At 53.7% G+C, this 25,031-nt stretch carries 29 protein-coding genes; 1 reads left to right on the forward strand and 28 read right to left on the reverse strand.

What is annotated here, in order from left to right:
- Positions 1 to 16: 16 nt before the first annotated feature.
- The 9 genes from panB to ET33_RS10965 form a co-directional block, all read right to left on the reverse strand.
- Positions 17 to 892: a 3-methyl-2-oxobutanoate hydroxymethyltransferase gene (panB, locus tag ET33_RS10925; RefSeq protein ID WP_036680953.1), complete on the reverse strand. Its 876-nt coding sequence runs from the start codon at positions 890 to 892 to the stop codon at positions 17 to 19.
- A 337-nt stretch (positions 893 to 1,229) separates the two neighbouring features.
- Positions 1,230 to 2,201, reverse strand: coding sequence for a biotin--[acetyl-CoA-carboxylase] ligase (locus ET33_RS10930; RefSeq protein WP_036680955.1), 972 nt, complete (start codon positions 2,199 to 2,201; stop codon positions 1,230 to 1,232).
- The gene (locus tag ET33_RS10935) at positions 2,201 to 3,496 is read right to left on the reverse strand and encodes a CCA tRNA nucleotidyltransferase (protein ID WP_036680590.1); all 1,296 of its coding nucleotides are present in this window, start codon (positions 3,494 to 3,496) and stop codon (positions 2,201 to 2,203) included. The genes ET33_RS10930 and ET33_RS10935 overlap by 1 nt, the downstream gene beginning before the upstream one ends.
- Positions 3,497 to 3,518: 22 nt before the next feature.
- Positions 3,519 to 4,685, reverse strand: a complete 1,167-nt coding sequence (gene bshA / locus ET33_RS10940; protein WP_036680591.1) for an N-acetyl-alpha-D-glucosaminyl L-malate synthase BshA — start codon at positions 4,683 to 4,685, stop codon at positions 3,519 to 3,521.
- Between the two features lie 42 nt (positions 4,686 to 4,727).
- A complete protein-coding gene (bshB1, locus tag ET33_RS10945; protein WP_036680594.1) occupies positions 4,728 to 5,432 on the reverse strand; it encodes a bacillithiol biosynthesis deacetylase BshB1 in 705 nt (234 codons plus the stop codon).
- The gene (mgsA, locus tag ET33_RS10950; protein WP_036680596.1) at positions 5,429 to 5,854 is read right to left on the reverse strand and encodes a methylglyoxal synthase; all 426 of its coding nucleotides are present in this window, start codon (positions 5,852 to 5,854) and stop codon (positions 5,429 to 5,431) included. Before mgsA ends, bshB1 begins: the two co-directional genes overlap by 4 nt.
- A gap of 85 nt (positions 5,855 to 5,939) precedes the next feature.
- Entirely contained in the window at positions 5,940 to 6,743 is an 804-nt protein-coding gene (dapB, locus tag ET33_RS10955; protein ID WP_036680598.1) for a 4-hydroxy-tetrahydrodipicolinate reductase, read from the reverse strand.
- 43 nt (positions 6,744 to 6,786) lie between these two features.
- Complete coding sequence (locus ET33_RS10960; RefSeq protein WP_036680601.1) at positions 6,787 to 7,308, reverse strand: tetratricopeptide repeat protein; 522 nt, start codon at positions 7,306 to 7,308, stop codon at positions 6,787 to 6,789.
- A gap of 89 nt (positions 7,309 to 7,397) precedes the next feature.
- Positions 7,398 to 7,733 carry a nucleotide pyrophosphohydrolase gene (locus ET33_RS10965; protein WP_010501017.1) on the reverse strand — a complete coding sequence of 112 codons (336 nt, stop codon included), beginning with the start codon at positions 7,731 to 7,733 and terminating at the stop codon, positions 7,398 to 7,400.
- A 208-nt stretch (positions 7,734 to 7,941) separates the two neighbouring features.
- Between ET33_RS10965 and ET33_RS10970 the strand changes: the two genes are divergently transcribed.
- Positions 7,942 to 8,808 carry a YitT family protein gene (locus tag ET33_RS10970; protein ID WP_036680605.1) on the forward strand — a complete coding sequence of 289 codons (867 nt, stop codon included), beginning with the start codon at positions 7,942 to 7,944 and terminating at the stop codon, positions 8,806 to 8,808.
- Positions 8,809 to 8,811: 3 nt separating this feature from the next.
- On the opposite strand, the gene ET33_RS10975 is transcribed toward ET33_RS10970, so the two are convergent.
- The 19 genes from ET33_RS10975 to trpD all read right to left on the reverse strand — a co-directional run bounded on the left by ET33_RS10975 (position 8,812) and on the right by trpD (position 25,017).
- Positions 8,812 to 9,699: a sporulation protein YpjB gene (locus ET33_RS10975; protein ID WP_036680608.1), complete on the reverse strand. Its 888-nt coding sequence runs from the start codon at positions 9,697 to 9,699 to the stop codon at positions 8,812 to 8,814.
- Positions 9,700 to 9,753: 54 nt separating this feature from the next.
- A complete protein-coding gene (locus ET33_RS10980; protein ID WP_051775261.1) occupies positions 9,754 to 10,377 on the reverse strand; it encodes a DUF1405 domain-containing protein in 624 nt (207 codons plus the stop codon).
- 157 nt (positions 10,378 to 10,534) lie between these two features.
- Positions 10,535 to 11,431 (reverse strand): menaquinol-cytochrome c reductase cytochrome b/c subunit, encoded by an 897-nt coding sequence (locus ET33_RS10985; protein WP_036680611.1) that lies wholly within the window; start codon positions 11,429 to 11,431, stop codon positions 10,535 to 10,537.
- Positions 11,432 to 11,488: 57 nt separating this feature from the next.
- Positions 11,489 to 12,160: a menaquinol-cytochrome c reductase cytochrome b subunit gene (gene qcrB, locus ET33_RS10990; protein WP_036680612.1), complete on the reverse strand. Its 672-nt coding sequence runs from the start codon at positions 12,158 to 12,160 to the stop codon at positions 11,489 to 11,491.
- A 19-nt stretch (positions 12,161 to 12,179) separates the two neighbouring features.
- On the reverse strand, positions 12,180 to 12,725 hold the full coding sequence (locus tag ET33_RS10995; protein WP_036680615.1) for a ubiquinol-cytochrome c reductase iron-sulfur subunit: 546 nt from the start codon (positions 12,723 to 12,725) through the stop codon (positions 12,180 to 12,182).
- A 249-nt stretch (positions 12,726 to 12,974) separates the two neighbouring features.
- Positions 12,975 to 13,418 (reverse strand): DUF2487 family protein, encoded by a 444-nt coding sequence (locus ET33_RS11000; RefSeq protein WP_036680617.1) that lies wholly within the window; start codon positions 13,416 to 13,418, stop codon positions 12,975 to 12,977.
- 115 nt (positions 13,419 to 13,533) lie between these two features.
- Positions 13,534 to 13,725: an IDEAL domain-containing protein gene (locus ET33_RS11005; RefSeq protein WP_010501006.1), complete on the reverse strand. Its 192-nt coding sequence runs from the start codon at positions 13,723 to 13,725 to the stop codon at positions 13,534 to 13,536.
- A 54-nt stretch (positions 13,726 to 13,779) separates the two neighbouring features.
- Positions 13,780 to 14,292 carry a gamma carbonic anhydrase family protein gene (locus ET33_RS11010; RefSeq protein ID WP_036680961.1) on the reverse strand — a complete coding sequence of 171 codons (513 nt, stop codon included), beginning with the start codon at positions 14,290 to 14,292 and terminating at the stop codon, positions 13,780 to 13,782.
- A gap of 87 nt (positions 14,293 to 14,379) precedes the next feature.
- Entirely contained in the window at positions 14,380 to 15,507 is a 1,128-nt protein-coding gene (locus tag ET33_RS11015) for a hypothetical protein (RefSeq protein ID WP_036680620.1), read from the reverse strand.
- Positions 15,508 to 15,692: 185 nt separating this feature from the next.
- Positions 15,693 to 16,283: a histidine phosphatase family protein gene (locus ET33_RS11020; protein WP_036680623.1), complete on the reverse strand. Its 591-nt coding sequence runs from the start codon at positions 16,281 to 16,283 to the stop codon at positions 15,693 to 15,695.
- 66 nt (positions 16,284 to 16,349) lie between these two features.
- A complete protein-coding gene (locus ET33_RS11025) occupies positions 16,350 to 16,976 on the reverse strand; it encodes an anti-sigma factor family protein (protein ID WP_036680626.1) in 627 nt (208 codons plus the stop codon).
- Positions 16,973 to 17,566 carry an RNA polymerase sigma factor gene (locus ET33_RS11030; protein WP_025846334.1) on the reverse strand — a complete coding sequence of 198 codons (594 nt, stop codon included), beginning with the start codon at positions 17,564 to 17,566 and terminating at the stop codon, positions 16,973 to 16,975. Before ET33_RS11030 ends, ET33_RS11025 begins: the two co-directional genes overlap by 4 nt.
- 396 nt (positions 17,567 to 17,962) lie before the next feature.
- The gene (locus ET33_RS11035) at positions 17,963 to 19,051 is read right to left on the reverse strand and encodes a prephenate dehydrogenase (RefSeq protein ID WP_036680632.1); all 1,089 of its coding nucleotides are present in this window, start codon (positions 19,049 to 19,051) and stop codon (positions 17,963 to 17,965) included.
- Entirely contained in the window at positions 19,048 to 20,148 is a 1,101-nt protein-coding gene (gene hisC, locus ET33_RS11040; RefSeq protein WP_036680634.1) for a histidinol-phosphate transaminase, read from the reverse strand. The genes ET33_RS11035 and hisC overlap by 4 nt, the downstream gene beginning before the upstream one ends.
- Positions 20,149 to 20,480: 332 nt before the next feature.
- Positions 20,481 to 21,290 (reverse strand): tryptophan synthase subunit alpha, encoded by an 810-nt coding sequence (gene trpA / locus ET33_RS11045; RefSeq protein ID WP_036680636.1) that lies wholly within the window; start codon positions 21,288 to 21,290, stop codon positions 20,481 to 20,483.
- The gene (gene trpB, locus ET33_RS11050; protein ID WP_036680637.1) at positions 21,277 to 22,482 is read right to left on the reverse strand and encodes a tryptophan synthase subunit beta; all 1,206 of its coding nucleotides are present in this window, start codon (positions 22,480 to 22,482) and stop codon (positions 21,277 to 21,279) included. Before trpB ends, trpA begins: the two co-directional genes overlap by 14 nt.
- The gene (locus ET33_RS11055; protein ID WP_036680639.1) at positions 22,475 to 23,167 is read right to left on the reverse strand and encodes a phosphoribosylanthranilate isomerase; all 693 of its coding nucleotides are present in this window, start codon (positions 23,165 to 23,167) and stop codon (positions 22,475 to 22,477) included. The genes trpB and ET33_RS11055 overlap by 8 nt, the downstream gene beginning before the upstream one ends.
- Positions 23,168 to 23,174: 7 nt before the next feature.
- On the reverse strand, positions 23,175 to 23,984 hold the full coding sequence (gene trpC, locus ET33_RS11060) for an indole-3-glycerol phosphate synthase TrpC (RefSeq protein WP_036680641.1): 810 nt from the start codon (positions 23,982 to 23,984) through the stop codon (positions 23,175 to 23,177).
- Positions 23,974 to 25,017 carry an anthranilate phosphoribosyltransferase gene (gene trpD / locus ET33_RS11065; RefSeq protein ID WP_036680643.1) on the reverse strand — a complete coding sequence of 348 codons (1,044 nt, stop codon included), beginning with the start codon at positions 25,015 to 25,017 and terminating at the stop codon, positions 23,974 to 23,976. Before trpD ends, trpC begins: the two co-directional genes overlap by 11 nt.
- Positions 25,018 to 25,031: the final 14 nt, after the last annotated feature.

The following is a 25,031-nucleotide window of genomic DNA, read 5'->3' on the forward strand; positions in this document are numbered from 1 at the left end:
ATCGAAGCTCCGTTTCTTATTCTCTATGTGCTGATACCGGAATCCCACCGCCATACAAGGACTCCGCCACTTCGTCGTCCATACGGAACGAATGCTCCGTTCCTGGGAAGCTGCGCTGCTTCACGTCGTCCACATACTGGTGAAGCCCGCTGCGGATCATCTCGCCGACATTCCCGTAGGTCTTCACAAAACGCTTCGGATGAATGTCCGATCCGTAGCCGAGCGCATCATGAAATACGAGCACCTGCCCGTCGCAATCTTTGCCGGCGCCAATACCGATGGTCGGAATAGACAGCTTGCTCGTCAAATGTGCGGCCACTTGGTCGGTTACCAGCTCCAGCACGATGGAGAAAGCTCCGGCCTGTTCCAAGGCTTTGGCATCGTCGAGCAATTTTTGCGCTTGAGCGGCCGTTTTACCCTGAATTTTATAACCGCCGATCTGGTGAATCGACTGAGGGGTCAGGCCGAGATGGGCCATCACAGGAATGCCCGCTTGCACGAGCGCTTCGACCGTTGGCGCAATCTCCGCTCCGCCCTCCATCTTCACCGCTTTGGCCAGCCCTTCCTGCATAATCCGTCCCGCATTCCGCAGCGATGCATCGATGCTGCCGTGATACGTATTGAACGGAAGATCCGTCACCACAAAGCTGGTCCGGACTGCACGCGTCACTGCACGCGAGTGGTAGATCATATCGTCCAGCGTGACAGGGACCGTCGAATCGTAGCCGAGCACGACATTGCCCAGCGAATCCCCTACAAGAATGACATCGATGCCGGCTTCCTCCGCCAGCATGGCCGTCGGGTAATCGTATGCCGTCATCACGCTGATCGGAATCCCGTCTTCTTTCATTTTTCTCAGTTTGGCCGTCGTTATCGGTTTACGCATGTCCATGATTAACACCTTGCCTTCCGGGTTGGAATGGTTCAGGGTTCCGTACGCTCGGGGGAGCACCCCCTCTGCCGCGCTTCCTCCTGATAGTATTGCGATAATCGGCCGGATTGTTGCAAAGAGCAAAAAAACCTTTCAGCCCATACAGAGGCTAAAAGGTTCACATGTCCTTCTCATATGATCCTTCTGTCTCGGTCCGGTTAGGCTCAGAGCAGAATCCGACATATTGCTTGGGTAAAGCTATTCAGTTGTTCAAGCAAAAAAAAACATACGGTTGAAGTACAGCTCCTTGCGGATACCGTCTTCGTACCGTACATTATACCAAAGTTTTCAACTTGTGTCACCCAAAACTGATATCGGCGGAATACAACTTTTTTACCGTTCCGTCCGCTATGCGAAGCTGTAGAGCGCCATGCTCATCAATCCCCTCGGCAAATCCTTCAAGCTCTCCTTGTGGCGTCCGGCAGCGGATATTCCGATGAAGCGACACAGTCAACGCTTCCCACAACAGCTTGATGGGGGCAAAGCCCTCCTTGCGGTATAGCTCGTGCAACTGCTCCCACTCCAGCAAAAACCGGCTGAGCACCTCGATTCGGTCCACCTGACGACCTGCTTCGATGGCTAGCGAGGTGGCTGTATCCCGCAGCTCCGGAGGAAAATCGTCCGATTGCAGATTTACGCTTATGCCGACTCCGGCGATAACGTGCTGCAGACGCTCATCCTCGGCGCTCGATTCGAGCAAAATGCCGGCGACCTTCTTGCCGCCGACAAGCAGATCGTTAGGCCATTTGATCCCCGCCTCCACCCCTGTCGCGCTGCGGATGGCCCGGCATAAAGCGACGGCAACGAGCAAAGTCAATTGAGGGGTGAATAACAAAGGAATCCAAGCCGGCTTCAAAATCAGGCTCATCCAGATGCCTTTTCCGACCGGAGAATGCCACTGGCGTCCCATCCGGCCTTTCCCGGCAGTTTGCTCTTCCGTCAGAATAAGCGTGCCTTCCTCCGCACCTTCCGCAACACAACGCGCCGCGACGATTTGCGTCGACTCCACTTGGTCGTAATATTTCACGAACCGGCCGAACCGTTCCGTCTCCAGCTTCAATTGCAAGCGACTCATATTCAGCCTGTCCGGCTTGGACAACAGCCGGTAGCCTTTGCGCGACACCGCTTCGAAGCGGTATCCCTGCTGCCGCAAACGCTCGATCTGCTTCCAAACGGCCGTCCGGCTGACGCCAAGCTCCTCGCTCAACTGCTCGCCAGACAAAAATTTGCCGTCCGATTGCTCGAACAGTCCGATCAGTCGATCCATCATCATTCATCGTTCTCCTGCATTTTATCGTAATGCTCCCGGGCTGCTGCAAGCAGCGTTTCTTTGTCGTTGCGGAGTTCGCCGAGCGCAGCGCTTTCAAGCAATCGGTGGAGCAGCCTGCCGGTCCACGGACCGCCTTTGGCTCCCAGATGGCTCATAAGCTCCTTCCCTCCGACAGCGAGCTCTCCAAGAGCAGAAACGGGCATCTGCTCCAGCCATACGGAGCCCAATCTTTTCCATACATCCACAGCGCTGCCAGATTTGACGTTGTCCGTCCGAATCGGGGCGTCCTCCAGCAGGTAAATCTCTCTTAGCGTACGGAGTGCAGAAACGCCGTAGTCGAGCGCGGCGGCGATCCATATTCGTCTCAAGTATGGTTCTTCGTCCCATTCCGCCGATTCATCCAATCCGGATACAAGAACGGTGTGCGCGGCAACGATTCGTTTGACTGTCTCCATCTGCTGTCTGGAGAAGGTTAGCTTGATCATATCCTCTTCAACATCCGCCGGATCGGCTCCCAGTCGAATGTAGATAAAAGCAAGCCGATGCTCCATTTCCGTTAACCGTGAGAGGGGCGGCCACTCCGTTTCCTTGCCTAGCCCGGACAGCAGCAGCTCCTGCTTCGCGTGACGCAGCGCCCCGCTTCCCGAGAGCAAGCTCATGGCCCGGTTCGGATCACTGCCCCCAAGCATGCGCTCCAGCTCCGCCCGGATACGTTCCATGGCGATATGCCGCAGCAGCGAAATGCCGGAGTTCAGAGCGTCCCAAGTCGCCTGTTCAACCATCAGGCCGTATTCCGACGCAAAACGGAGGCACCGCATCATTCGCAGCGCATCTTCCCCGAACCGTTCTTCCGCTTGACCGACGCAGCGAAGTACCCCGCGTTCCAAATCCTTCATGCCATCGAACGGATCGATCAGACGACCGTTTTGATCGATAGCCATCGCATTCATCGTGAAATCGCGCCGCTGCAAATCCTCGGTCAAGCTGTCGATATATTCCACCTCGGTCGGGCGGCGGAACGCTTCGTATCCGCCTTCCCGGCGAAACGTAGTTACTTCGTAAGGCTTTTTATCGGCCACGACCGTAACCGTCCCATGCTGCAATCCGGTGGGTACAGTGCGCTCGAAGAGCCTCTGCACCTGATCGGGATGCGCGGAAGTGGCAATATCATAATCCTTTACGGGGCGTCCGAGCTGTTCGTCCCGAACGCATCCGCCGACCAAATAAGCCTCGAAGCCCGCCTCGCACAAGCGCCGGACAATCTGCATGGCCCCCTGCTTTAAAGCATCGCTCATGTACGTAATCCCGCTTCCTTTGTCAGCAATTAAGCGGATTTTCCCGAATCGAATCCGGGATCGGCCGCCCAAGCACCCGATAATACAACTCTTCATACTGCCGTGTAATCAAATCGTTGCAGAACGTATAGCGCGCACGGTACAAACAAGCGTCCACCGTCTTTTTGTACAAGCTTTCGTCCTTCAGCAGCGCGATCGCATACGCCGCCATTTGCTCCACATCGCCGATGTCCGCCAAGTACCCGGTCTCGCCATGGGTAATCAATTCGGGAATGCCGCCGGCGTTCGATGCGATCGTCGGAACGCCGCAGGCCATCGCTTCCAGCGCAACCAAGCCGAAGCTTTCCTTCTCGGATGGAAGCAGCATCAGGTCGGCTAACGACAACAGCTGGGCGACGTCGTCCTGCTTGCCGCAGAACGTCACCCGATCCAATAGCCCGAGCTCCTTAACCTTGCAAAGTACCTTGGACAGCTCCGGGCCCTCGCCTACGAACAGCAGGCGGGAAGGCACTTCTTTGCTCACGCGGTCGAAAATGTCCACGACATCGGTTACCCGCTTGACTGGACGGAAATTGGAAATATGAATCAAAATCTTCTCGTCGGGATGCGCAAACTCCTTACGGAGCGATGCGACTTCACGCGGATAATATACCCGTTTGTCCACGAAATTGTAAGCCAAATCGATCGGCTTCTCGATGCCAAGCAACTGCCGCGTCTCCTGGATTAAGTCCTGGGATACGGCGGTCACCGCATCGCTTTGGTTGATCGCATACCGGATCAGATCGCTTAGCGATTCGTCCTGCGCCAGAACCGTAATATCGGTGCCATGCAAGGTCGTTACCACTTTCAGCTCAGGCCCGACCATCTGCTTGGCAAGCAGGGCGCAAACGGCGTGCGGAATGGCGTAGTGGACATGCAGCAAATCCAGCTCTTCCAGCTTCACCACCTGTGCAAGCTTGCTGGCTAGAGACAAATCGTAAGGCGGATATTTAAACACGTAGTAGTCGTTGACTTCGACTTCGTGATAGAAGATGTTGCGGTCGAACTTTCCAAGTCGAAAAGGCATGCTGTGCGTAATAAAATGAACCTCGTGCCCTTTTTCCGCAAGCAGCTTGCCGAGCTCGGTGGCGACGACGCCCGAACCCCCTAGCGTGGGATAGCATGTAATTCCGATTTTTAACCGGTTCATATTTCGAGCCGCCTCCTTTTGCTCCTGAATTTGGTCACACTTTTAGAACAGTTCTGTCAAATATGGCAGCTTGCTGATAAAGCCTTCCGCATAACGAACCGCCCGTTTTTGCCCAAGCAGAGAGTCTCGGGCCTCCACCCGTTCCAGATAGCCTTGGTTCAGAGGTGTGCGTACGATGTCGTTCCCGGCACCTGAGCCCGAAGTTTCGAATTGGCTCCGGTACGCAAGGAGCGAAGAGCGCTTGCTCTCATAATGGGCGGTCACGTCGACCATCACGTCCGGTTCTATCACATCGTTAATGAAATAAAAATAGCTTTCTTCTACCGTATGCGCCGGGTGATCGGGCAAGTACCGTCTCAGCTTGGCATTGAACAGCGCTTCCTGCACCAGCTTGCTGCAAGCGATATGGTCCGGATGCCGGTCCTCCCAATACGGAGCGAATACGATGCGCGGCTTCCATGTGCGGATTTCCAGAACAATGCGCTCCACGTACTCCGGCAGCAGATAAAGCCCACGGTCCGGCAGCTGCAGATTGGTGCGAACCGCCAGACCGAGCACCTCCGATGCCGCCTTGGCCTCCTGCTGACGTGTTTCGACCGTGCCGTTCGAGGACATTTCCGCCAAAGTCAAATCGCAAATGCCGACCTTAAGTCCGTCTGCCGTATGCTTCGCAATCGTACCGCCCATACCGATTTCCGCATCGTCCGGGTGAGCGCCGAAAATGAGCAGATCAAGTGACTCGTTCATTGGTCGATCCCCGGCTTGTACTTATGAACCAGCTCCCGCCATGCGAAGTCCCCCCGGTCAAGTGCTTTGACCAAAATTTCCGCGGTCGCGATATTGGTGGCGCAAGGAATCCCTTGAACGTCACACAGACGAAGCAAAGCGATAATATCGGGCTCGTGCGGCTGCGCCATTAGCGGGTCGCGCAAAAAGATAATCAAATCGATTTCATTGGTCGCCACCAATGCTCCGATTTGCTGGTCCCCTCCGAGCGGACCGGACATAAAGCGGTTCACCTGCAGGTTCGTATTTTCCATAATGCGCGTGCCAGTCGTTCCGGTCGCATACAACGTATGATCTTGAAACACATTCTCGTAGGCCATAACGAAATTTACCATTTCTTCCTTCTTGCGGTCGTGTGCGATAAGTGCGATTTTCAATGCCATAGGATGGCAGCTCCTCTCTAAACTCCTATAAAACGAGGACACTCGAGCGGTCCTCTTCGGCCCGGCCCCATGTCCTCTTTCGTTTTTAATCGATAAAATGTTCGAAGCCGTAAACCATACCGGCATATTCCATGACTTTCTGAACGGCTACCTTAACGCCAGGCATGTAACCGGCCCGGTCATACGAGTCGTGACGGATTTTCAAGGTTTGTCCGAAAGCACCGAATACGACCTCCTGCTGGGCGAAGATGCCCGGCAGCCGAACGCTATGGATCCGGAATCCGTTATAATATCCTCCACGGGAGCCTTCGATCGTCTCCTCTTCATTCGGATTGCCTTGGCGAAGTTCCTGCCGTGCTTCCGAGATCAGCTCCGCCGTTTTCACGGAAGTGCCTGAAGGCGCGTCCAGCTTCTGGTCACCATGATACTCGATAATTTCCAGATGAGGAAAATGTTTGGCAGCTTGGGCAGCGAATTTCATCATCAGAATAGCGCCGATCGAGAAGTTCGGAGCGATTAATCCCCCGATCCCTGCCTCCTTGCACTGCCTGTCCAGTTCGGCAATATCTTCCGGTGTAAAGCCGGTCGTCCCCATGACGGGGCGAACCTTATGTTTTATAGCCAGACGGGTGTGCGCGACCGCCGAATGCGGAGCCGTAAAATCTACCAGCACGTCGGGTTTCGTTTCCGCAAGAGCAAGCTCCAAATCGTTCGTAACCGCAATTCCGCAAGCATCCAGGCCGACCAGCCTGCCTGCATCCGTTCCTACAGCGGAACGGTTAACCGCAGCGGCCAGCTCTAGCTCCGGATCGCCCAAAACCAGCTTGACGACCTCGCGCCCCATACGGCCTCCCGCTCCGGCAACCGCTACTTTGATGATTGGTTTCATATGAATTCATTGTCCTTTCCGCTTAGGTGTCGATGATTGGCACTTATAGGGTGACGCTCATATATTCCTTCCATTTTTGCCGATAGTCCGCGAGCAGTCGCAAGCCGATGGAATGCTGCGGATCCAGCTTGAGCAATTCCTGAATGGCCTGCACGGCCGGAGCGAACTCCCGAAGCCGGCAATAAGCGATACCCAATAGTAAAAAAGCTTCTTGTGAAAGCGGATCGAGCATCACCGCTTGCTGCAGTAGCGACACCGCCAGCCACAGCCGTTCGTCCGACTCCTCGAACAGCTTCTCTGCTTGAAGCGTCATTTGCCGCGCCTGAAGGTGCTGCAGATGGAACGTGTAATGTTCATCCTTCGGCTCAAGCCTTACCGCTTGGCTTGCATGTGCCGCCGCTTTATCCAGCTTGCCGCTGCGGGCGTACGTAATGGACAGCTTATAATGGTACGCCGCGCATTCGGGATTCGTCGCAATCGCACGTTCAAACCAGGCGATGGCCTGTTCGAAATCGTGATTAAGAATCGATTCGTACGCTTTCTTGATTGCCTCTTCGCCTTTCAATTATATCATCTCCTTCCTCAGCCAAGCCGGAAGCAACCTTCCAAGCCGACATGAGAAGTACAAGGTGATGATACAGTATATGAAAAGGATCAAGCGTCCGTGTTTATTTTCGTCCAACGGTCCGCGTCGCGCGTCCGGAATTTGTGCATGACTTTATCATGCGCTTCCGTCAAATCGATGCCTAGCGAATTCGCAAAGCAGATGGTAATGAACAAAATGTCGCCAAGCTCAAGCTCGATGGAGTTTTCCTCCTCGGTTGCCTTCTTCGGCTTCTCTCCGTAACGATGATTGACTTCCCGCGCCAGCTCCCCTACCTCTTCCGACATCCGGGCAAGCATCGTCAGCGGCTTGAAATACCCCTCTTTAAACTGCGATATGTATTCGTGCACCTCGCCTTGGAGGTCCTTTAACGTTTTCTCGGACATACCGGGAGATGTTCACCCACCTTATATTCAGATGACTGACGGTTATACGAGACAACCGTATCAGTACCATGTTAACGCAAAGTGAGGGGGAATGACAAATTTTTTTTGCTTCTTAAAACTTTTTTATTTACTTTATCATGAAAAAAAGGGCAACGCGATAACCTAAGAGAATGTTACTATAAACATCTTTTCGAATCGAGGTGGATTTATGTCGGAATCCCTAAAACTACATCTGAAAAACATCGTTCCCATCATACTCGGAACGGCGATTTACGCGTTCGGACTTCATTATTTTGTGATCTCCAATGAATTGATGGAAGGCGGAGTGACCGGGGTTGCCCTGCTGCTCTCTTATATTTTCGGGTTACCGCCGTCCTTGACGACTTTAGTTCTGAATATCCCGCTTTTTTATTTGGGATGGCGCATTTTGGGCAAAGCGTCGATGGGGTATACGGTGCTGGGCACTTTATCCGTATCGTTCTTTCTCTGGGTCATGGAGCGGCTCATTCAGGTGGGATGGTTGGTTCCGTTCCGGACGGAGCACGATTTCTTCCTGGCAACGGCCTACGCCGGGTTTACGCTCGGTCTCGGTCTAGGCATCGTTTTCAGGTACGGGGGTACGACCGGCGGATCGGACATCCTGGCAAGAGTCGCCCATAAATTGAAGGGCTGGAGCATCGGGCAAGTGATCTTAATCATGGACGTCGTCGTCATTGGAGCCTCGCTCTTTTTTCTTCCGAAAGAGAAAATCTTATATACCTTTGTCGCCGTTTTCATCGCTTCGAAGATGATTGACATTCTTATTGAAGGGGCGTACGCCGCCAAATCGTTTATGATCATCACCGATCACGCGGATGCGGTCTCCGCGGCCATTGCGAAGGAATTGGACCGGGGTGCGACCTTGTTCCCCGCGATCGGAGCCTACTCCAAGCAGCCCAAAAATGTCGTCTACTGCGTCGTAGCCCGGAGCGAAATGAAAAGGCTTAAAGACCTCGTCCGCTCCATCGATCCCCTCGCATTTCTCATTATTACGGAGGTTCACGACGTTGTCGGTGAAGGCTTTAAGCCCAATTAAACCTTATTCAGCTCCCGGCTTTTCTTGGTCAGGACGGCGGACCGGAACGAGGCCGCCGTTTTTCTTGGACAACCGCCAAGCGGCAAAGCCGAGCGATGCCAGGATGACGGAACCAAGCGTCACAATCCATAGAATCGGGTTCTGCTGCTCGGGGTAAGGCAAATAGGCAGTCGTTTCCCGTTTCAAAAATAGTTTATCCAACAGACCGCGAAGCGGAGGAACCGCATTGAGCACGTTGCGGTACAGCTCGCCTTCCCCTTGAGCTTGAAGCTTAATGAAAGTTGCAAGCGAATCGAGCTTCTCGACGTCGGTAGGATTGCGGCTGATAAGCAAGCTCGGACGGATGAGGCCGATATGCTCCTCAAGCAATGCCGCCCCTTTTCGAACCTCAGCTCTATTTTTATCGGTAGCGGCCTTTTCAAGCAGGTTCACGTCATCGGAGAGCAGTTTGTCGTACTGCAGCCACAATGGAGTATGAGGGTGCGTCAGCGCATCCGCTGCGAGACGAATTTTTGCGGCTGCAACCTCTCCTTCCTCCGGCTTGAAGCTTGCCGCGTTGAACACCCGTTTCGCATCCGTAACGGCTCTCGTGAGCGCGTTCATTCCTTCGATTGACGTGAGGCCTTCAAAGCGTATTTTCGGTATTTGATCGCTTAGCTGCTGAAGCGCCATCAGACTTCCCGAAACGTGTCCTTGCTTTGCTTTTTGGTACAGCTCTTCCGCCGTCCGGCCCAGCAGCTCTGTCTTCTGCACCTGCTCCGCCGAGGGCTTGGACGCCGACGTTTCTTTTGAGCTGTTCCCCTCCCCGCACCCTGTTGCAACCAGCATTAAACTGACGGACAGGGCCAGCCAAACTCCGAACCTATACCATCTTCGAACCTCTCCGGCCATTGGGACATCCCCTCCTAAGTTCATCCTATGGAGAGAAAGTGCCGATTAGACCGACTATTTGGACGAGGTTCTTGCCGGCCGAAGCTCTCTAACGAGCCACAACATCAGAGCTATAGCGACGCTAAAGACACTCAAAGCCAAAGTAAACGTGGCAATTTCAGATAAATTGTCCTCCAGAACTTTCGGCAGCCATGGATAAACACCCTGGCCGTAATCCATCGCATCATTCAGCAGTACCCAGCAGGCGACAAGAATGACAGATAGCCAACGGTATCGGTACAAGCGAAAGTACAAAAGCGCTTCAGCCGCCATGCCAAGATGGGAGAACACCAGCATCCAATCCTGCCACACCAGAGTATCTCCCTTATAAGCGCCGGCAAATATGATCGTAACGGCCCAAATTCCATATTTAAACGAAGTCACGACAGCGAACGCTTCAACAAAGCTTCTCCAGCCGCTTTTCTTTGTTGGATTCAAAGCGCCGGCCGGCGATCGATAATGGTCAAGAAGCCAATAGGCTACCGCCCAAGTAAAAAACAAACTGGCGGTAGGGCTATCCGGCACAAATGGCAAATAAAGCGGTGACATTTCAACAGCCGTATAGACCAACTGATTGCCGTACCATATATAGCCGTATATCGTCCCAAGCAGATTAATCCAGAACAAACTCCACAGCATGAACCGGCTGCTCAAAAATTCGCGCGAAAACCAGTACGACAAGCTCCTTCCCAACAAAACGGTTCCCTCCAGCTCCTTATGTGTTTAACCCCGCCGAACCTTAGCTTCCATGATCTTAAAAAAACCTGACCGCGCTTAACGGTCAGGTTCGGTTGGTTTATTTGCTTGCTTTTTGCTTGGAGAGCCAATCGGCCAGCTTGTCGATGTCAGCTTCCGTCAAACCTTTTGAGATGTTCGCATCATATTGGGCCGGCATGCTGCCTTGGCCTTTCTTGATGATGCCGAGAATCTCATCCTTCGAATGCTTGTCGCCGACTCCGCGAAGCGCCGGAATTTTGGCGGAAGGCATTCCTTTTAGTTCGCCGCCGTGGCAAGAAAGACAAGTGGATTTTTGGTAAATCGCTGCCGCCGGGTCATCCGGAGCGACGATTGCCGCAGCTTGCGCAGCCGGTTTCTTGGCTCCGCCACCGCCTTCTCCGCCAGCTTTCCCCTTGTTGGCGTGCATTTCCTCTTCCCGCTTGATATGCTCGGGAATAACGTTCTTCTCTTTCAGCTCCAGCTGGTAGTGATGCCAGGACGTATACGTCAGATATGTAACCGCAGTCAAGCTCAAGAACATCAGAGCGGAAGCGATTGGACGTTTATAAAAACGTCTTTCTTTTCCTGTGTCCAAGAACGGCGCCAGCAACAGCCCGCCGAAGAGGATACCTGGAACGCCAACCGTACCAAGAACCACAAAATGGTTCGAAGTGTACGGGTATTTCAGCAGCTGGTACATAAACAAGAAGTACCAGTCCGGCATCGGGATAAATTGCGTGTTCGTCGGATCAGCAGGATAACCGAGCGGAGCCGCTTCGGACATAACCAAAGTCAGAATCCCGACCAGAACGACAACGCCGACCATCCATTCTTTTAATAGAAAGTTCGGAATAAATACTTCCGATTTTCCGGGATAAGCGGAATAATCTTGGGGAATCATCCGTGATGACTTGGCACGTACGCGCGAATCCCCGACGTAAACGATTTTTTCATCAGTTTTATGACCGTGAGCCACGATTCGCCCTCCTTCTCATTTTCTCATGAATACCGGCTCAGCAGGCCTCACCGGTTCTTACAGCGGACCGGAAATCCCTTGCTTGCGGATCATGAAGAAGTGTCCGGCGAGCAGGGCAAGCAAAGCTCCCGGCAGGAAGAACACGTGCAGAGCAAAGAATCTGGTCAGCGTCTGAGCGCCTACGATCTCGCCGCCCTGCAGAAGCGTCTTGGCATACGGACCGATGAACGGCGCCGACTCAACGATCTTGAGCGTAACGCTTGTTGCGAAATAGGATTTGTTATCCCAAGGCAACAGGTAACCCGTCAAACCGAGTCCCAACATGACGAAGAAGATGAGCATACCTACAACCCAGTTCATCTCGCGAGGCGCCTTGTAAGAACCCGTAAAGAAAACGCGGAGCGTATGTAAGAACATCATCACGATAACTAAGCTGGCTCCCCAGTGATGCATGCCGCGGACAATAACGCCAAAAGCCACTTTATGCTGCAGGTAATCGACGCTCGCATAGGCATTGATAATATCCGGCACGTAATACATGGTAAGAAACATACCGGACAAGATTTGTATAACTGTGATAAAGAATGTCAACCCGCCAAAGCAATAGACGAATGCGGAGAAGTGGTGCGCCGGGTTTACGTGCTCCGGTACCTCATGGTCCGCTACGTCCCTCCACATCGGCGTGATATCCAGACGTTCATCAATCCAGTTATAGACACTTTTAAACATCTGATGTTACGCCTCCTTATTACACCCGTTTGTTCGGACCGAGCTGGCCCAGGTACACAAAGCCCTGTTCGATCTTCACTTGGTATTCGTCGAGCGGCAGCGGTGCGACGGCCAAGTTTTTGCCGTCCGCGGTATAGTGGGCGCCGTGGCAAGGACAGTAATATTGGTCCTTATACTCCGGGCTGCCGTTCCAGTTGACCGTACAGCCAAGGTGCTTACACGTCGGATTGAGCGCGAAGACTTTGCCGTCCTTCCCTTTGGAAATCCACGCCTCAAGCTCCGGTTCGCTTTCGTACCAGCCGTCTACTTGATGTACTTTAAATTTAAAGGATTTCGGCTCGTTCGTTACCTTCGATTCTTCTACAACCTTAACCCATTGAGCCTGAGCTTTAGGCTGAAGAACCGGATCCACCGCAAACCGAATCATCGGAACCAGCATCCCGGCACCCATGAAAGCTCCAGCTCCGCCAAGGGTGTAGTTAAGAAACTGGCGTCTGGACATTTCACGACGCGCCACCGGCTTCTCACCGTGATGCTGCGACTCTTGATTCGAGTGATCGTTCATTTTCGTTCTACCCCCTTTTGCAACATATATCAGTCGTTCGACATAACTTTACACCAGATACTAGGACATAACTAATAATAGCTTACGTCTCTGGGTGCGTCAAGAATGCAGACAGGCCATTCCGGCGTGTAATTCTGGCCGCTGATCACAGTGTTAACGAAATTGTCACAACTGCCGGAACACCCTGAAAACGAGGGCTCTTGCATAGAATTTGCATAGTTCCCACAGATCATACATGCTTCACAACGTTTACCTTCCGGCCCACAAAGCCGTTACCTCTTCGGCAGCCCGTCTCTTCGCGTCCGAGGCGGATTGGCGCAGCTCATCCGGTGTAAATCGAAGCAAAAGATCCGCTTTTCCTCCCAGCTCTTCCGGGTTTAGAACAAGCTCTTCCTCCGATTTGGCCGTCACGATCACCACATACCGGAAACCGGCTTCCTTCAGTCTGAGACAGGTTTCTCCAAGGAACGTCTCTAACGAGCCCGACGGAATGAAGTGAATGGCCGGGTAGGTAACGGTCCGGCCTTTAAACGGAATCTCTAATAAATCGAGCGCGTCCCGCAGCCGCTCGAGCTCGTTTGCCGCCTGCCACGGCGCTTCCGTTCCCCGGAGTCCGGTTACCGGCAGCAGGCACGTGTCCAAGTAAGGACGAAGCTCCTCCCACTGCGTTTCTTGAATTTCGCTGAATTTCATATGTATCACCTTCTTTCCTAATCTTTACTTTAACATAGAAAAAAGACATATGAACGAGCTTCATATGTCTTTTCGCAAAAATGACACGTTTGTGTTCCGGACTGCCTTGAAATCGTCATTTCCCCAGAGAGCGCAGCGTATTGAGTTCGGTCGTTAGGGCAATGAAGGATTGTTCGTCTCCCTTGGCCAGAGCTTGATCGATCTCTTTATATAGAACCTGCTCTTTGTAGTTACGCAGCGCTTCATCAAGCAACATTTCAGCAAACAAACTCAGCATCATTTCGTTCGTCACATTCATTTTGCCCATGAGAACCTACCTCCAAACCGGGTCATGATTATTTCGATTCATTCCAGCATTCCCTTACGTCCGTTCCTTCCGATATTCCTCGCCCTTTAAGCAGTAGCTTTCCATTGTCCGTTTCATTCGTGCAAGGTCCGACTCCTTCAGCTCGCGCACCACTTTAGCCGGGGATCCGAGCGACAGGGTAAACGGGGGGATCGTTTTGTTTTCGGTCACGAGTGAACCCGCTCCTATTAAAGCATATTCACCGATCACGGCGCCGTTAAGTACAATCGCCCCCATGCCGATTAATGTGCCTTTGCCTACTCGACACCCGTGAATAATCGCGCCATGTCCGACGGAAACCTCATCTTCGATGATGAGCGGCTGGTCCGTATTGACGTGACCGATGCATCCGTCTTGAATGTTGCTCCTTTTTCCGATTCGGATCGGGGCCAGGTCGCCGCGTAGTACCGTATTGTACCAGATCGTTGCGCCCTCGCCGATTTCCACGTCGCCAATGATCTGCACGCCCGGTGCGAGAAAAGCGGTAGGATGAACCGTAGGGGTAATGCCGTTATAGCTGTGAAGCATCATTATCGCCACTCCTTTAGAAGCCTGAGCATCCGTTCTTGAAGAGACGGATCAGGCGGGTTAAATGGAGTGATTGTAGCAAGGGGATTACCGGTTGTCAATTGGCAGCACAATATTCTCTTCATCCGGCACATAGGTGCCCTCGATAATACTGCTGCCGAGCTTCGTCACCTGGATGACACGGCCGTACCGTTCTTCTTCTCCGATCCGCAGCAGTCCCAGATGCATCATCATTTGGACGATACGCTGCTCCAGGATGGAATCGGACGTATCGTAATAAAATGGACGGATCAGCGGTACGAGCGTCCGTTTCACGGAATCGAACGTCACCCAGCCTTTGCACAAACGGTTCAACCATTGAGCGATCGATTGCAGGTGAGGAACGGGGCCTTTATAAAGCCTTAACCAGAAACGGTACACCTGAACCGGGTCTTCCTTCCCCCCTTCGTTAACCCGGGCCAGCCCTTGTTCCGTCAGCGCAAGCACCTGATGATGCTCAGTGACGAGATCGTTATAGTAGCAATAGTCGTAGATGAAGGAGAAGCGGTTCGGATATTCGCGGAACATCCGTCCGTAGCCGAAACGCCAAGCCGTCTTCCCTACCGGCTCCTCCCGTACGGCCAGCCGTTCCAGCACCTGCTGAAGACTCCTTTTGTACATCGCGTTATCGCTCGTCAGCATGACTTCCTGATCGCGGAGAAAGAGCAGAAAGTTCGCGATATCGTCCAGGATCAGCTTTTGCTCGTCCCGGTAGACCGGAGGCTCTTCGGCAGCATCCAGTTGCTGCTCGAATCGCTTGGTCAGGGCGGTAACAAACCGGCGCTTCAGATCCGCAGGCACTTGAAACAAATATTTCGTCTGCTGCGAATGGCCGTTAAACAGCCAGCCCAGCTGTTTGAAACGGGTAATCGTATCGCGCGGATTCCAAGCCACATCCGTTTCTTCTTTCTCGAACCGGCTTTGCTGTGCTCGGGCGACCAACTCCTCCAGACTGAACGATCCCCGCTGGTCGAACAGCAGCGAGTTAAGAAACCGGATATCCTGGGTGGACAACGCGCCGATCTGACTGTCGAAAATGTCCCTTCGTCCTACGGTTGACAAAATCGATTGAATCAGCTCGTTCTTCGAATGCCCATTGCACTCGCAGTTATAAGTACCTGCAATACGGCTCAACTGGTGAATGTCGGCATAGCTTAACATGTCGGCTAAATTCATCCGTTCGTCCCTCCAGAACTTCCCTCCAAGGCTTTCTTAGTACCCAGTATGGGAAAATGTTCTAGATTTAAACGCGGTCGTTTAAAAGTTTATTTTCATCCCATATAAAAAAAGCGGCTTTGCACGCACTTCTAAAAATAGAAATGTGTGCAAAGCCGCTTCATTTCGGCTAAATATGATACCCGTCAAGCCCCTTGCCCAAGCTCAGCAAGATGAACAGTACAGTTCAGCAGACGGCAATGCCAGCCGTCCGGCGTCCGCTCCATGATCGTGAGCGACGTATTGCTCAGATGCTCTTCAATCTTTTTTCCGATGAACTGAGCCAGCACCGGTGCGATGTATCCGCCATGGCTGACCAGCAAGATTCGTTTGCCCTGATGCTCGCGGTCCACATCGACGAGAAAGGACGCCCAGCGCGCCAGCAGCTTCTCATCGCTCTCCACGCCGAGATCCAGGTCTCTCCACCCCTCGCCCCAGCGGTCAATGCGTTCCTGCAGTGTGGTTCCTTCCAGCTCGCCGAACGCACGCTCCCTCAGTCTGGCATCCAATCCAAGAAGCGGAGCTCCGGTAAGGCGGGATATCGTAAGAGCCGTTTCCTTAGCCCGAAGCAGGTCGCTGGCGATGATGCCGTCCCATGCCTCTCCCGCAAGCCGCTTTGCCAGCAATTCGGCCTGTACCCGGCCTACTTCAGCCAAGGGCGTGTCCATCTGCCCCTGCATGCGTCCCGCCAAATTCCATTCCGTTGTCCCGTGACGTATAAACCCCAGCGTTAACATTCGTTCGCCGACTCTCCTTTTCTGTCTGATGCAAAAGATAAAAGCCCCGGAAACGGGGCCTTCTCGTTACTGACGCGTGCGCGAAAACCAATTCATGATCAGGAGCGTACCGGTCAATCCGAATAACGAAACGAAAAGCATATAATCGTTGATCGTACGAATCGGTCCGACTTGGTACATGAACGGATCGCTGAACCCGCGCAGGCTTGCTACAGCCGTAGGCATCGCATGCACGTTCATCGAATCCGATTTCCCGGCAACGGCAACGACGGGATCGTTCATCCGCCCGAAAACCGCGGATTCGTGCGGAGATCCGGCTTCGTACCGGCCGTCGTTCATAAACGAAAAGTAAAAGGTGACCATAAACAACGCAATAAAGCAAGCGATCACCGCAGTCAGGTTCCGCCGCAGCTTATAAGAGAACTGATACAGACGGTCGCCGACGGGAGTGCGCCACGACTCATCCGCATAGATTCGCTTCATTACACTGGAAGATACGGAAACCTCGCCGCTATCGAACGTCGTTTCCACCCCGGCCGTGCGGATTAATTCCGTGCTCTCCTGCCATATTTGAAATTCTTCAGCGCATGCGGGGCAATTTTTGATATGCTCATCCACCGCCAGCCGGTTCGGATCACCTTCCGGCAGATCCCAGTATACGCCGAAAAAATCGTAAACGTCATCGCATTTCATCGTCGATTCATCTCCTCATACTCCTCAAAGATCGGTTCAAGAAAGTATGGCTCCAGTTGAAGCTTTACACTGGCCCTTGCTCTGAACAACAAAGACTTGACCGAACTCACCGTTTGTCCGAGGATATTCGCAATCTCTTGATAGTCAAGCTGGTCATACTCTCGCAATATAAGCGCGGAACGCTGCTTCTCAGGCAAATTATTGATCGCATCGCGAACCATAGTCACCTTTTCGTTGCGAAGCACCGTTTGTTCCGGCAATGTTTCCACTGCGGTTTGAGGCGTGTATCCGCTTTGCTCCAACGAAACCTGGGTGTTCTTATGTTTACGCAGCTCGCTAAGAACCGTATTGCGCGCAATGGTATAGAGCCAAGTGGAGAAGGTCGCCTCTACCTCTCGGAACGAATGCAGGCTGCGGTAAGCCTTGTAAAAGGTCTCGTTGCACAAGTCCTCCGCCAGCGATTCCATTTGTGCGCTTTTCAGCATATGAAAGATGAATGCCAGTATTTTACGTTCGTAGCGGCGCATTAATTCATCGTATAGTTGGACGTTGCCGTCCTTGATTTCTCTGATCAACTGGGAATCGGTCATGCGAGTGCGACCCTCCTTGTGATTCCTGCTTACTCCCAGCGATGCTACTTTGTTGTACTGTTGGGGGAGTAAAAAAGTTGCGGTCGATTTTAAAATTTTTTTTAGAATTGGGGACGATCATATAAGATTCGAGGTAACTAGCCAAAAATCCTGCTTTTCCGACAAGATTCATAACTTTTTCCAAAAACAGGTGTGCACTTTTACTTCTTTATGAACCCATTTTCTGTATATGCATACCGGCAAAAAAAAGACCGCCTGAAATTCAGGCGGTTGCACAGTGTGCCATTATTCGGATAGGAGTGGAGAGAAACCATACTGTACTTTTATTATATGTATACGTTTACAAAATGTCAATGGTTTTTTTGAAAACGGTTTCGACTTTTTTAGAAAAAAAGACTACACGTGAACCGCGTAGTCTTTTTTAAGCAATTCAAGTGCTTTGTCCATTTGTCCTTCCTCTCGGAACGACAAGCGCAAAACACCGGGGACATCTTCCCGGCTTTCGATGATCTGAATATTGCTGAGGTTGATGCGGTGGCTGCCGAGCAGCGTCGTAATCTGCCCGATGATCCCCGGATGGTCGGGCACGTCCACATAAATATCGTAGAACGAATGAATGACGCCCTTGCGCCGCTCCGGTAATCCGCTGCGGAACTGATTGGCTTTCTGAAACTCGCGTTCGATGCCAGGGCCGTCCTCCGCCTCCAACCGACCGATAAACCCGGCAATTTCGTCATTCCAATCCCGAAGCAGCTTCAAAACCACTTCCCGGTTGTTGATCAGAATGTCCCGCCAGATGACCGGATCGCTGGAAGCAATCCGCGTAATGTCGCGGAAGCCGCCGGCCGCCAAATTCTGATACAGCTCGTTCGTTTCGTTATAACGAGCGATTTGGTTCACGAGCGCCACGGCAATAATATGCGGAAGGTGACTGATTGCGCCCACGATCTCGTCATGGAGCACCGGGTCTACCTTCACCACATGCGCCCGGGTATGCTGAAGCAGCTCCGCAAGCCGGTCGTAAGCGTCCTTCGGCGTTCCGGCATCCGGCGTCAGCACGTAAAAGGCATTCTCAAACAATCTGGAGCTCGCCGCCTCCACGCCCGATTTTTCCTTGCCCGCCATCGGATGGCCTCCGATAAAATGGACGCCCGGCAGCTGAAGGCGCGAAGCGCAGTCAGTTACGCTCGCTTTCGTGCTGCCTACATCGGTAATGATGCAGCCCGGTTTCAGCGGGAGCGCGGACAATTTGTGCAAATACTCCTCAAGATTGCCGACTGGGACGCATAAAAAAATAAAATCTGCGTCCGCCGCTGCTTCCTCAATCGAAGTCGTCGCATGATCCACGACTTCGCGCTTCAAATATTTCTCGACGGACTTCGGGTTATTGGAATGGCCGACGACCGTCAAACCTGGCTTCCCCTTAAAGCATAAGGCTAACGAGCCGCCGATCAATCCGACACCGAATATGGCGATCTTTGTCATGAGACAGCCACTTCGCTTAATACTTGCTCCAGCGCCCCAAGGAATTTGTTATTCTGCTCTTCGCTGCCAACCGTTACCCGGATCATGGTCGGGTAGCCCCAGCTCGGATCGTGGCGGATGATAATTCCTTTGCGCAGCAGTCCCTGGAATACCGCGTTTCCGTCCCGCTTCACGTCCACCATAATGAAGTTGCCGTGGGCATCAAAGTACGGCAGTCCCAACTCGGCGAATTTCGCTGTCAGCTTACGAATTCCATTCGCGTTCGCCTCGCGGCAGGACTCGATGAACGCATCGTCGTTTACCGCCGCCAGCGCCGCTTTTTGGGCAAAGCTCGTCGTATTGAACGGCTCGCGCACTTGGTTGATCGAGCGGACGACATCGGGATGGCCTACGCCGTAACCGATGCGCAAAGACGCCAAGCCGTAGATTTTGGAAAACGTGCGCAGCACGACGACATTATTGTGCTTCTCCAACAGCTTGACGCTGTCTGGATATTGCCCGCTCACGTTGTATTCCGCGTAAGCTTCGTCCAGCACGACCATAACGTTCTTCGGCACGGCCTCCAGGAACGCCGTAATTTCCGCTTCGCTTAGCATCGTGCCTGTCGGATTGTTCGGGTTGCAGACCCAAACAATCTTCGTCCGGGAATTTACTTTGCCCAGCATCGCTTGCAGATCGTGCTTCCCGTTCGCATCCACGGGTACCTCGATCACCTTGGCCCCTTCGACCTCGGCGTTGTGCTTGTACTGCGGAAACGTTGGATAGGCAGTAATGGTCTCGTCTTCCGGGGTCAGGAATGCGCGGGCGATCATCAAGATCACTTCATCCGACCCGAGTCCGAAAATAATTTGATTCGGCTGTACCCCCAGCTTGCCGGCAACGGCATTCGTCAGCTCAACGGCGCCGCCGTCGGGATAGATGCTGACTTGGTCCAGCATCGCGGCAATCGCTTCTTTCGCTTTGGGTGAGCACCCGAAAGGATTTTCATTGGAAGCAAGCTTGATCACTTCCGTCAGACCAAGCTCGCGCTTGACTTCATCAATCGGTTTTCCCGGCTGGTAGACCGGGAGATGAACGATATTCTGTTTAGGCTGCACGACAAAGGTCACCTCGTCACATGAATTAATAGCTCCAATACCGGAATCATTTCCCCATTAATTTTCGCATAAGTCTAAGAAAATGTTAAGCGTTATATTTATTGCTATCTAGTAACCCATTTATTTACACAATAGGCCGGAATTCCTTGCTGTGTCTTCCAAAGTGATGTATACGGGTTCCGGAAGTGTTTCCGGAAAACTGGATGCCATTGCCGATAGGGAAATCCCCAAAACTAGGGTAGAACGCCCCGCCACGGCCTCTGCTCGTGAGCGAACAACGAAAAATTCTAAACAGCCTCGCTAAATTCGTCAATTTAGCGAGGCTGTTCCTCTTATCCAATCAGTTGTCGAACAAATTCATGAATTTTCGAGAGCCCCTGCGATTTTGTCGACTCATTCGTGAGGAGCGGCAGCGTTTCTTCCACCGTACGCACCAACGCGCTGCCGACAACGATCCCATCGCACGTCCCGGCGAATCGCGCAAATTGCTCCGGCGTAGAGATGCCGAAGCCGATGGCGATCGGCAGATCGGTCGACGATTTAACGGTGGTCAAAAATTCGTCGATGCCGCTGTGGAACTCGGTCCGCGTCCCCGTAACGCCGAGCGACGATACGCAGTAAACGAAGCCGCTGGCGCGCGACGCGATTCGCTGCACGCGTTCTTTGGATGTCGGGGCGACAAGCGGGATGAGATGAAGGCCGTGCTGCTGCGCCAGCGCTCGTACCTCTTCATCTTCCTCCATCGGCAGATCGGGAATAATAAGTCCATCGATTCCATTTTCTTGCAGAAGCTTGAAAATTCGGTCAAGTCCCGTTTGCAGTACAGGATTATAATAAGTAAATAAAATAAACGGGATTTCGCAGCCTTCGCTGCGCGCCTCGCGGGCCGCTCCGATGCAATCGAGAATCGAGATGCGGTTCGCTTTGAGCGCGCGCATGGACGAGCGTTGAATGACCGGTCCGTCCGCCAGCGGGTCCGAATACGGAACCCCCAGTTCGATCATCGCCGCTCCGGCTTTCTCAAGCTCTTTCATGATATCGACCGAGGTCCGCACGTCCGGGTCTCCGATCGTCAAAAACGGGATGAAAGCCGGCTGTTTTTGCTCACGCAGCTCGGCAAATTTCCGGTCAATGCGATTCATCGGCAGTTCCTCCCAAATAATTCATGATCGCTTCCACGTCCTTGTCGCCGCGTCCGGAGAGACTGACAACAATGATTTCGTCTTTGCTCATCGCAGGCGCCCGCTTGATCGTCTCGGCGATGGCGTGCGCGCTTTCGAGCGCCGGGATGATCCCTTCCTTGCGGCTCAGCAGCTGTAATGCGTCCAGCGCTTCTTTATCCGTAATCGGGACGTATTCCGCCCGGCCGGTATCTTTCAAATGAGCATGCTCCGGCCCAACGCCCGGATAGTCAAGACCTGCGGATATCGAGTGCGCTTCCTGCACTTGGCCGAATTCGTCTTGCAGCAAGTAGCTGTACGAGCCCTGGAACACCCCTTGGCTGCCTTTCGTCATCGTCGCGGCATGCTTATCCGTATCGACGCCTCGTCCGGCGGCCTCGACACCGATCAAACGCACGTTCTCGTCCTGCACGAACGGATAGAACATCCCGATCGCGTTGCTGCCCCCGCCTACGGCTGCGATAACCGCATCCGGCAGCCGCCCTTCCAGCTCGAGAATTTGCTTGCGGGATTCGTCGCCGATAATGCGCTGGAAGTCCCGCACCATCATCGGATACGGATGCGGTCCTGTAGCCGAACCAAGGATATAGAACGTATCGTCCACGTGGCTCACCCAATAACGCAGCGTCTCATTGCAGGCGTCCTTCAGCGTCCGGGTACCGGAAAGCACCGGAACCACTTCCGTGCCGAGCAGGTTCATCCGGAACACGTTAAGCTGCTGCCGCTTCATATCCTCCTCGCCCATGAACACCTTGCACTCAAAGCCGAGCAGCGCGGCGACCGTTGCAGTAGCAACGCCATGCTGGCCGGCGCCGGTTTCGGCGATAATTTTCGTTTTGCCCATCCACTTCGCAAGCAGCCCTTGGCCGAGCGCGTTGTTGATTTTGTGGGCGCCCGTATGGTTTAAATCTTCGCGTTTCAAATAGATTTTGGCGCCGCCCAATTGCTCGGTCAGTCTTCCTGCGTAATATAAGGAAGTCGGACGACCCGAATAACGGTGCAGCCAGTAGTTCAGCTCCTCCTGAAAACGAGCGTCTTTGGCATATTTTTTAAACGATTCTTCCAGCTCGATCAAAGCGTTCATCAGCGTTTCCGGCACGTAACGCCCGCCGAACTTGCCGAATCGGCCGTGAATATCCGGTCCGTTATACAATGGTCTGCACCCTCTCGACGAATTTTTTAATTTTCACGATATCTTTGACGCCTTCCGTTTCAACGCCGCTGGACACATCTACGCCATCGGGCATATACGCATCGAGCAGGTCCCGCACATTATCCGGCTGCAGCCCTCCGGCCACGAGCAGCGGAATGCCGGCCTCCCGGCACCAGGCGAGATAAGGCGGAATCGTATCCCAAGCAAACGTTTTGCCCGAGCCCCCGCCGTAAACCGGATCGTGCGTATCCAGCAGCATGCCGTCTACGGCATGACGGTACGGTTCCAACCTGCTTATGCCTTGGGACTCATTCCCAGCCGTCGTTTCTCCGGCTTTGACGGTAAACACCTTAAATACGCGCGTATCCGGAAAAGCCTGCTTCACGGCGCGACAAAACTCGGCGCTCTCTTCCCCGTGAAGCTGTACGACGTCCAGCGCCGCCTCCTGCAGCACCGCCTCCAGCTCTTCCATCGTCGGATTAACGAAGACGCCGACGGCGGCAGGCGTCGGCGTCCCGGCGGCCGACTTCATGCTGCGGATCATCTCGCCTGCCTGCTGCGGCGTCACCTGCCGCTTGCTCGGCGCAAAGACGAAGCCGACGTAGTCCACAGGAAGACCGGCAACCTGCTCCGCCATTTCAACCGTCCGCAGACCGCATATTTTTACGCTCACCCGCGCTGTCATCTACTGCTCACTCCTTACCGGCACCCGCTTCGGAGTAAGTGCCCATCAAGGTATGGACGGCTTCGGAAACGTCCGGCTGGCGCATGAAATGCTCTCCGACAAGCACCGCATGAGCTCCGACCGAACGTAGCCATTCGATCTCCTCCGGCTTCGAGATGCCGCTTTCGCTGACGACGGTCGTCCCTTTCGGGATGGAGTCCACAAGCTGTTCCGTCGTGTGAAGATCGGTCACGAACGTTTGGAGATTGCGGTTGTTGATGCCGATCATCGTCGGGTTAAGCTCCAGCACTCGAGTCAGCTCCTCCTGATCATGCACTTCAATCAGCACATCAAGACCGATGCTTCGAGCGATGGACTGGAATTGCCGCATCTGCTCGGTCGTCAGGATGGCGGCAATCAGCAGAATCGCGTCGGCACCGATGCAGCGCGCCTCATAGATTTGATGCGGGTCGATCGTAAAATCTTTGCGCAGAAGCGGCACGCCGACAGCCTGCCTTACCCGGCTCAAATAATCGTTCGAGCCTTGAAAATACGGAACGTCGGTCAGCACCGAAAGGCAATCCGCCCCGGCGTCCTCGTAAGCCTTCGCCAACCGGACAGGCTCGAAATCTTCCCGGATCAAGCCTTTGGAAGGCGAAGCCTTCTTCACCTCCGCGATCAGTCCCATCGGACGCTTCCGTCCTGCGCTGAGCGCGCGCTCGAACCCGAGGCACGGCGCCAGTCCGGCGATCGTTTTTTCCATTTCGGCGATGGTAATCTGCTCTTTAAGCGACGCCACTTCCTGCCGTTTGGTGGCAACAATGCGATCAAGAAACATAGCTCTCTTCTCCCGTACATTGGACTAATTGCTCCAGCTTCGCTTGGGCCCGGCCCGAATCGATAACCGATGCGGCAAGCTTCACGCCTTCCTGCAGCGTTCCGGCCATTCCGGTAACGTAGAAGCACGCTCCGGCATTGGCCAGCACGATGTCGCGGCAAGCGCCGGTCTCGCCGGCGAAAATCCGGCGAATAATGCCCGCGTTCACATGGGCGTCTCCTCCGATGACATCCTTGATGCTGTATGTGTGAAGTCCCAACTCATCCGGCGTGATTTCAAAAGTACGAATGTCCCCGTCCTTCAGCTCGGTCACCTGCGTGCCCGCAGAGATGCTGATTTCGTCCAGCCCATCGAGGCTGGCGACAATGAGCGCACGCTTTACGCCGAGCGCCTGCATGACATGGGCGATCGTTTCCGTTTTGCCGCGGTCGAAGATGCCGAGCACCTGGCGATCGGCTCCGGCCGGGTTCGTGAGCGGGCCCAGCAGGTTAAACACGGTGCGGACGCCGAGCTCCCTGCGCGGGGCGGCAACGTGCCGCATCGACTGATGATACAGCTGCGCAAACATGAAGCAGATTCCGACCTGTTCCAAGCAGCGCGCCGCCTGCTGCTGATTCAATTGAATATTAACGCCAAGCGCTTCGAGCACGTCGGCGCTGCCGCTTTTGCTGGACATGGCCCGGTTCCCATGCTTCGCCACGCGGATACCGCCCGCCGCCGCTACGATGGCCGCTGTCGTCGAAATGTTGAACGTGTCTGCGCCATCGCCTCCGGTGCCGCACGTATCAAGCAGATTTGTCTGTCTGGTGCTGACCCGGCTTGCTTTCATTCGCATCGTCTCGGCAAAGCCGGCAATTTCCTCGATCGTTTCCCCTTTTATGCGGAGTCCCGTAAGCAAAGCTCCGATCTGCGAAGGCGTCGCCCCGCCTTCCATGATGTCGGACATCACATCGCGCGCCTCGGACCGCGTCAAATGCTGCAGTCCGATAATTTTCCCAATCGCCTGTTGAACCGTCAACGTCGTTTGCTCCATTGTCCGTGCCTCCC

It is taken from the genome of Paenibacillus tyrphae (assembly GCF_000722545.1).
GTDB lineage: Bacteria > Bacillota > Bacilli > Paenibacillales > NBRC-103111 > Paenibacillus_G > Paenibacillus_G tyrfis.

Excerpts from the sequence above, each read along its gene's own strand:
- mgsA (WP_036680596.1), bottom strand. The coding sequence starts at position 5,854 with ATGGCATTGAAAATCGCACTTATCGCACACGACCGCAAGAAGGAAGAA.
- trpA (WP_036680636.1), bottom strand. The coding sequence starts at position 21,290 with ATGAATCGCATTGACCGGAAATTTGCCGAGCTGCGTGAGCAAAAACAG.
- qcrB (WP_036680612.1), bottom strand. The coding sequence starts at position 12,160 with ATGTTTAAAAGTGTCTATAACTGGATTGATGAACGTCTGGATATCACG.
- dapB (WP_036680598.1), bottom strand. The coding sequence starts at position 6,743 with ATGAAACCAATCATCAAAGTAGCGGTTGCCGGAGCGGGAGGCCGTATG.
- trpC (WP_036680641.1), bottom strand. The coding sequence starts at position 23,984 with ATGTTTCTTGATCGCATTGTTGCCACCAAACGGCAGGAAGTGGCGTCG.
- ET33_RS11020 (WP_036680623.1), bottom strand. The coding sequence starts at position 16,283 with ATGTTAACGCTGGGGTTTATACGTCACGGGACAACGGAATGGAATTTG.
- ET33_RS10980 (WP_051775261.1), bottom strand. The coding sequence starts at position 10,377 with ATGCTGTGGAGTTTGTTCTGGATTAATCTGCTTGGGACGATATACGGC.
- ET33_RS11035 (WP_036680632.1), bottom strand. The coding sequence starts at position 19,051 with ATGACAAAGATCGCCATATTCGGTGTCGGATTGATCGGCGGCTCGTTA.
- ET33_RS10995 (WP_036680615.1), bottom strand. The coding sequence starts at position 12,725 with ATGAACGATCACTCGAATCAAGAGTCGCAGCATCACGGTGAGAAGCCG.
- ET33_RS10965 (WP_010501017.1), bottom strand. The coding sequence starts at position 7,733 with ATGTCCGAGAAAACGTTAAAGGACCTCCAAGGCGAGGTGCACGAATAC.
- ET33_RS11010 (WP_036680961.1), bottom strand. The coding sequence starts at position 14,292 with ATGCTTCACAGCTATAACGGCATTACCCCTACGGTTCATCCTACCGCT.
- ET33_RS11015 (WP_036680620.1), bottom strand. The coding sequence starts at position 15,507 with ATGAATTTAGCCGACATGTTAAGCTATGCCGACATTCACCAGTTGAGC.
- ET33_RS10975 (WP_036680608.1), bottom strand. The coding sequence starts at position 9,699 with ATGGCCGGAGAGGTTCGAAGATGGTATAGGTTCGGAGTTTGGCTGGCC.
- ET33_RS11005 (WP_010501006.1), bottom strand. The coding sequence starts at position 13,725 with ATGGGCAAAATGAATGTGACGAACGAAATGATGCTGAGTTTGTTTGCT.
- ET33_RS11030 (WP_025846334.1), bottom strand. The coding sequence starts at position 17,566 with ATGACCGATTCCCAGTTGATCAGAGAAATCAAGGACGGCAACGTCCAA.
- panB (WP_036680953.1), bottom strand. The coding sequence starts at position 892 with ATGGACATGCGTAAACCGATAACGACGGCCAAACTGAGAAAAATGAAA.
- ET33_RS10970 (WP_036680605.1), top strand. The coding sequence starts at position 7,942 with ATGTCGGAATCCCTAAAACTACATCTGAAAAACATCGTTCCCATCATA.
- bshB1 (WP_036680594.1), bottom strand. The coding sequence starts at position 5,432 with ATGAACGAGTCACTTGATCTGCTCATTTTCGGCGCTCACCCGGACGAT.
- ET33_RS10930 (WP_036680955.1), bottom strand. The coding sequence starts at position 2,201 with ATGATGGATCGACTGATCGGACTGTTCGAGCAATCGGACGGCAAATTT.
- trpD (WP_036680643.1), bottom strand. The coding sequence starts at position 25,017 with ATGGAGCAAACGACGTTGACGGTTCAACAGGCGATTGGGAAAATTATC.
- ET33_RS11000 (WP_036680617.1), bottom strand. The coding sequence starts at position 13,418 with ATGAAATTCAGCGAAATTCAAGAAACGCAGTGGGAGGAGCTTCGTCCT.
- ET33_RS11025 (WP_036680626.1), bottom strand. The coding sequence starts at position 16,976 with ATGAAATGCGATGACGTTTACGATTTTTTCGGCGTATACTGGGATCTG.
- ET33_RS10935 (WP_036680590.1), bottom strand. The coding sequence starts at position 3,496 with ATGAGCGATGCTTTAAAGCAGGGGGCCATGCAGATTGTCCGGCGCTTG.
- bshA (WP_036680591.1), bottom strand. The coding sequence starts at position 4,685 with ATGAACCGGTTAAAAATCGGAATTACATGCTATCCCACGCTAGGGGGT.
- ET33_RS11055 (WP_036680639.1), bottom strand. The coding sequence starts at position 23,167 with ATGACAGCGCGGGTGAGCGTAAAAATATGCGGTCTGCGGACGGTTGAA.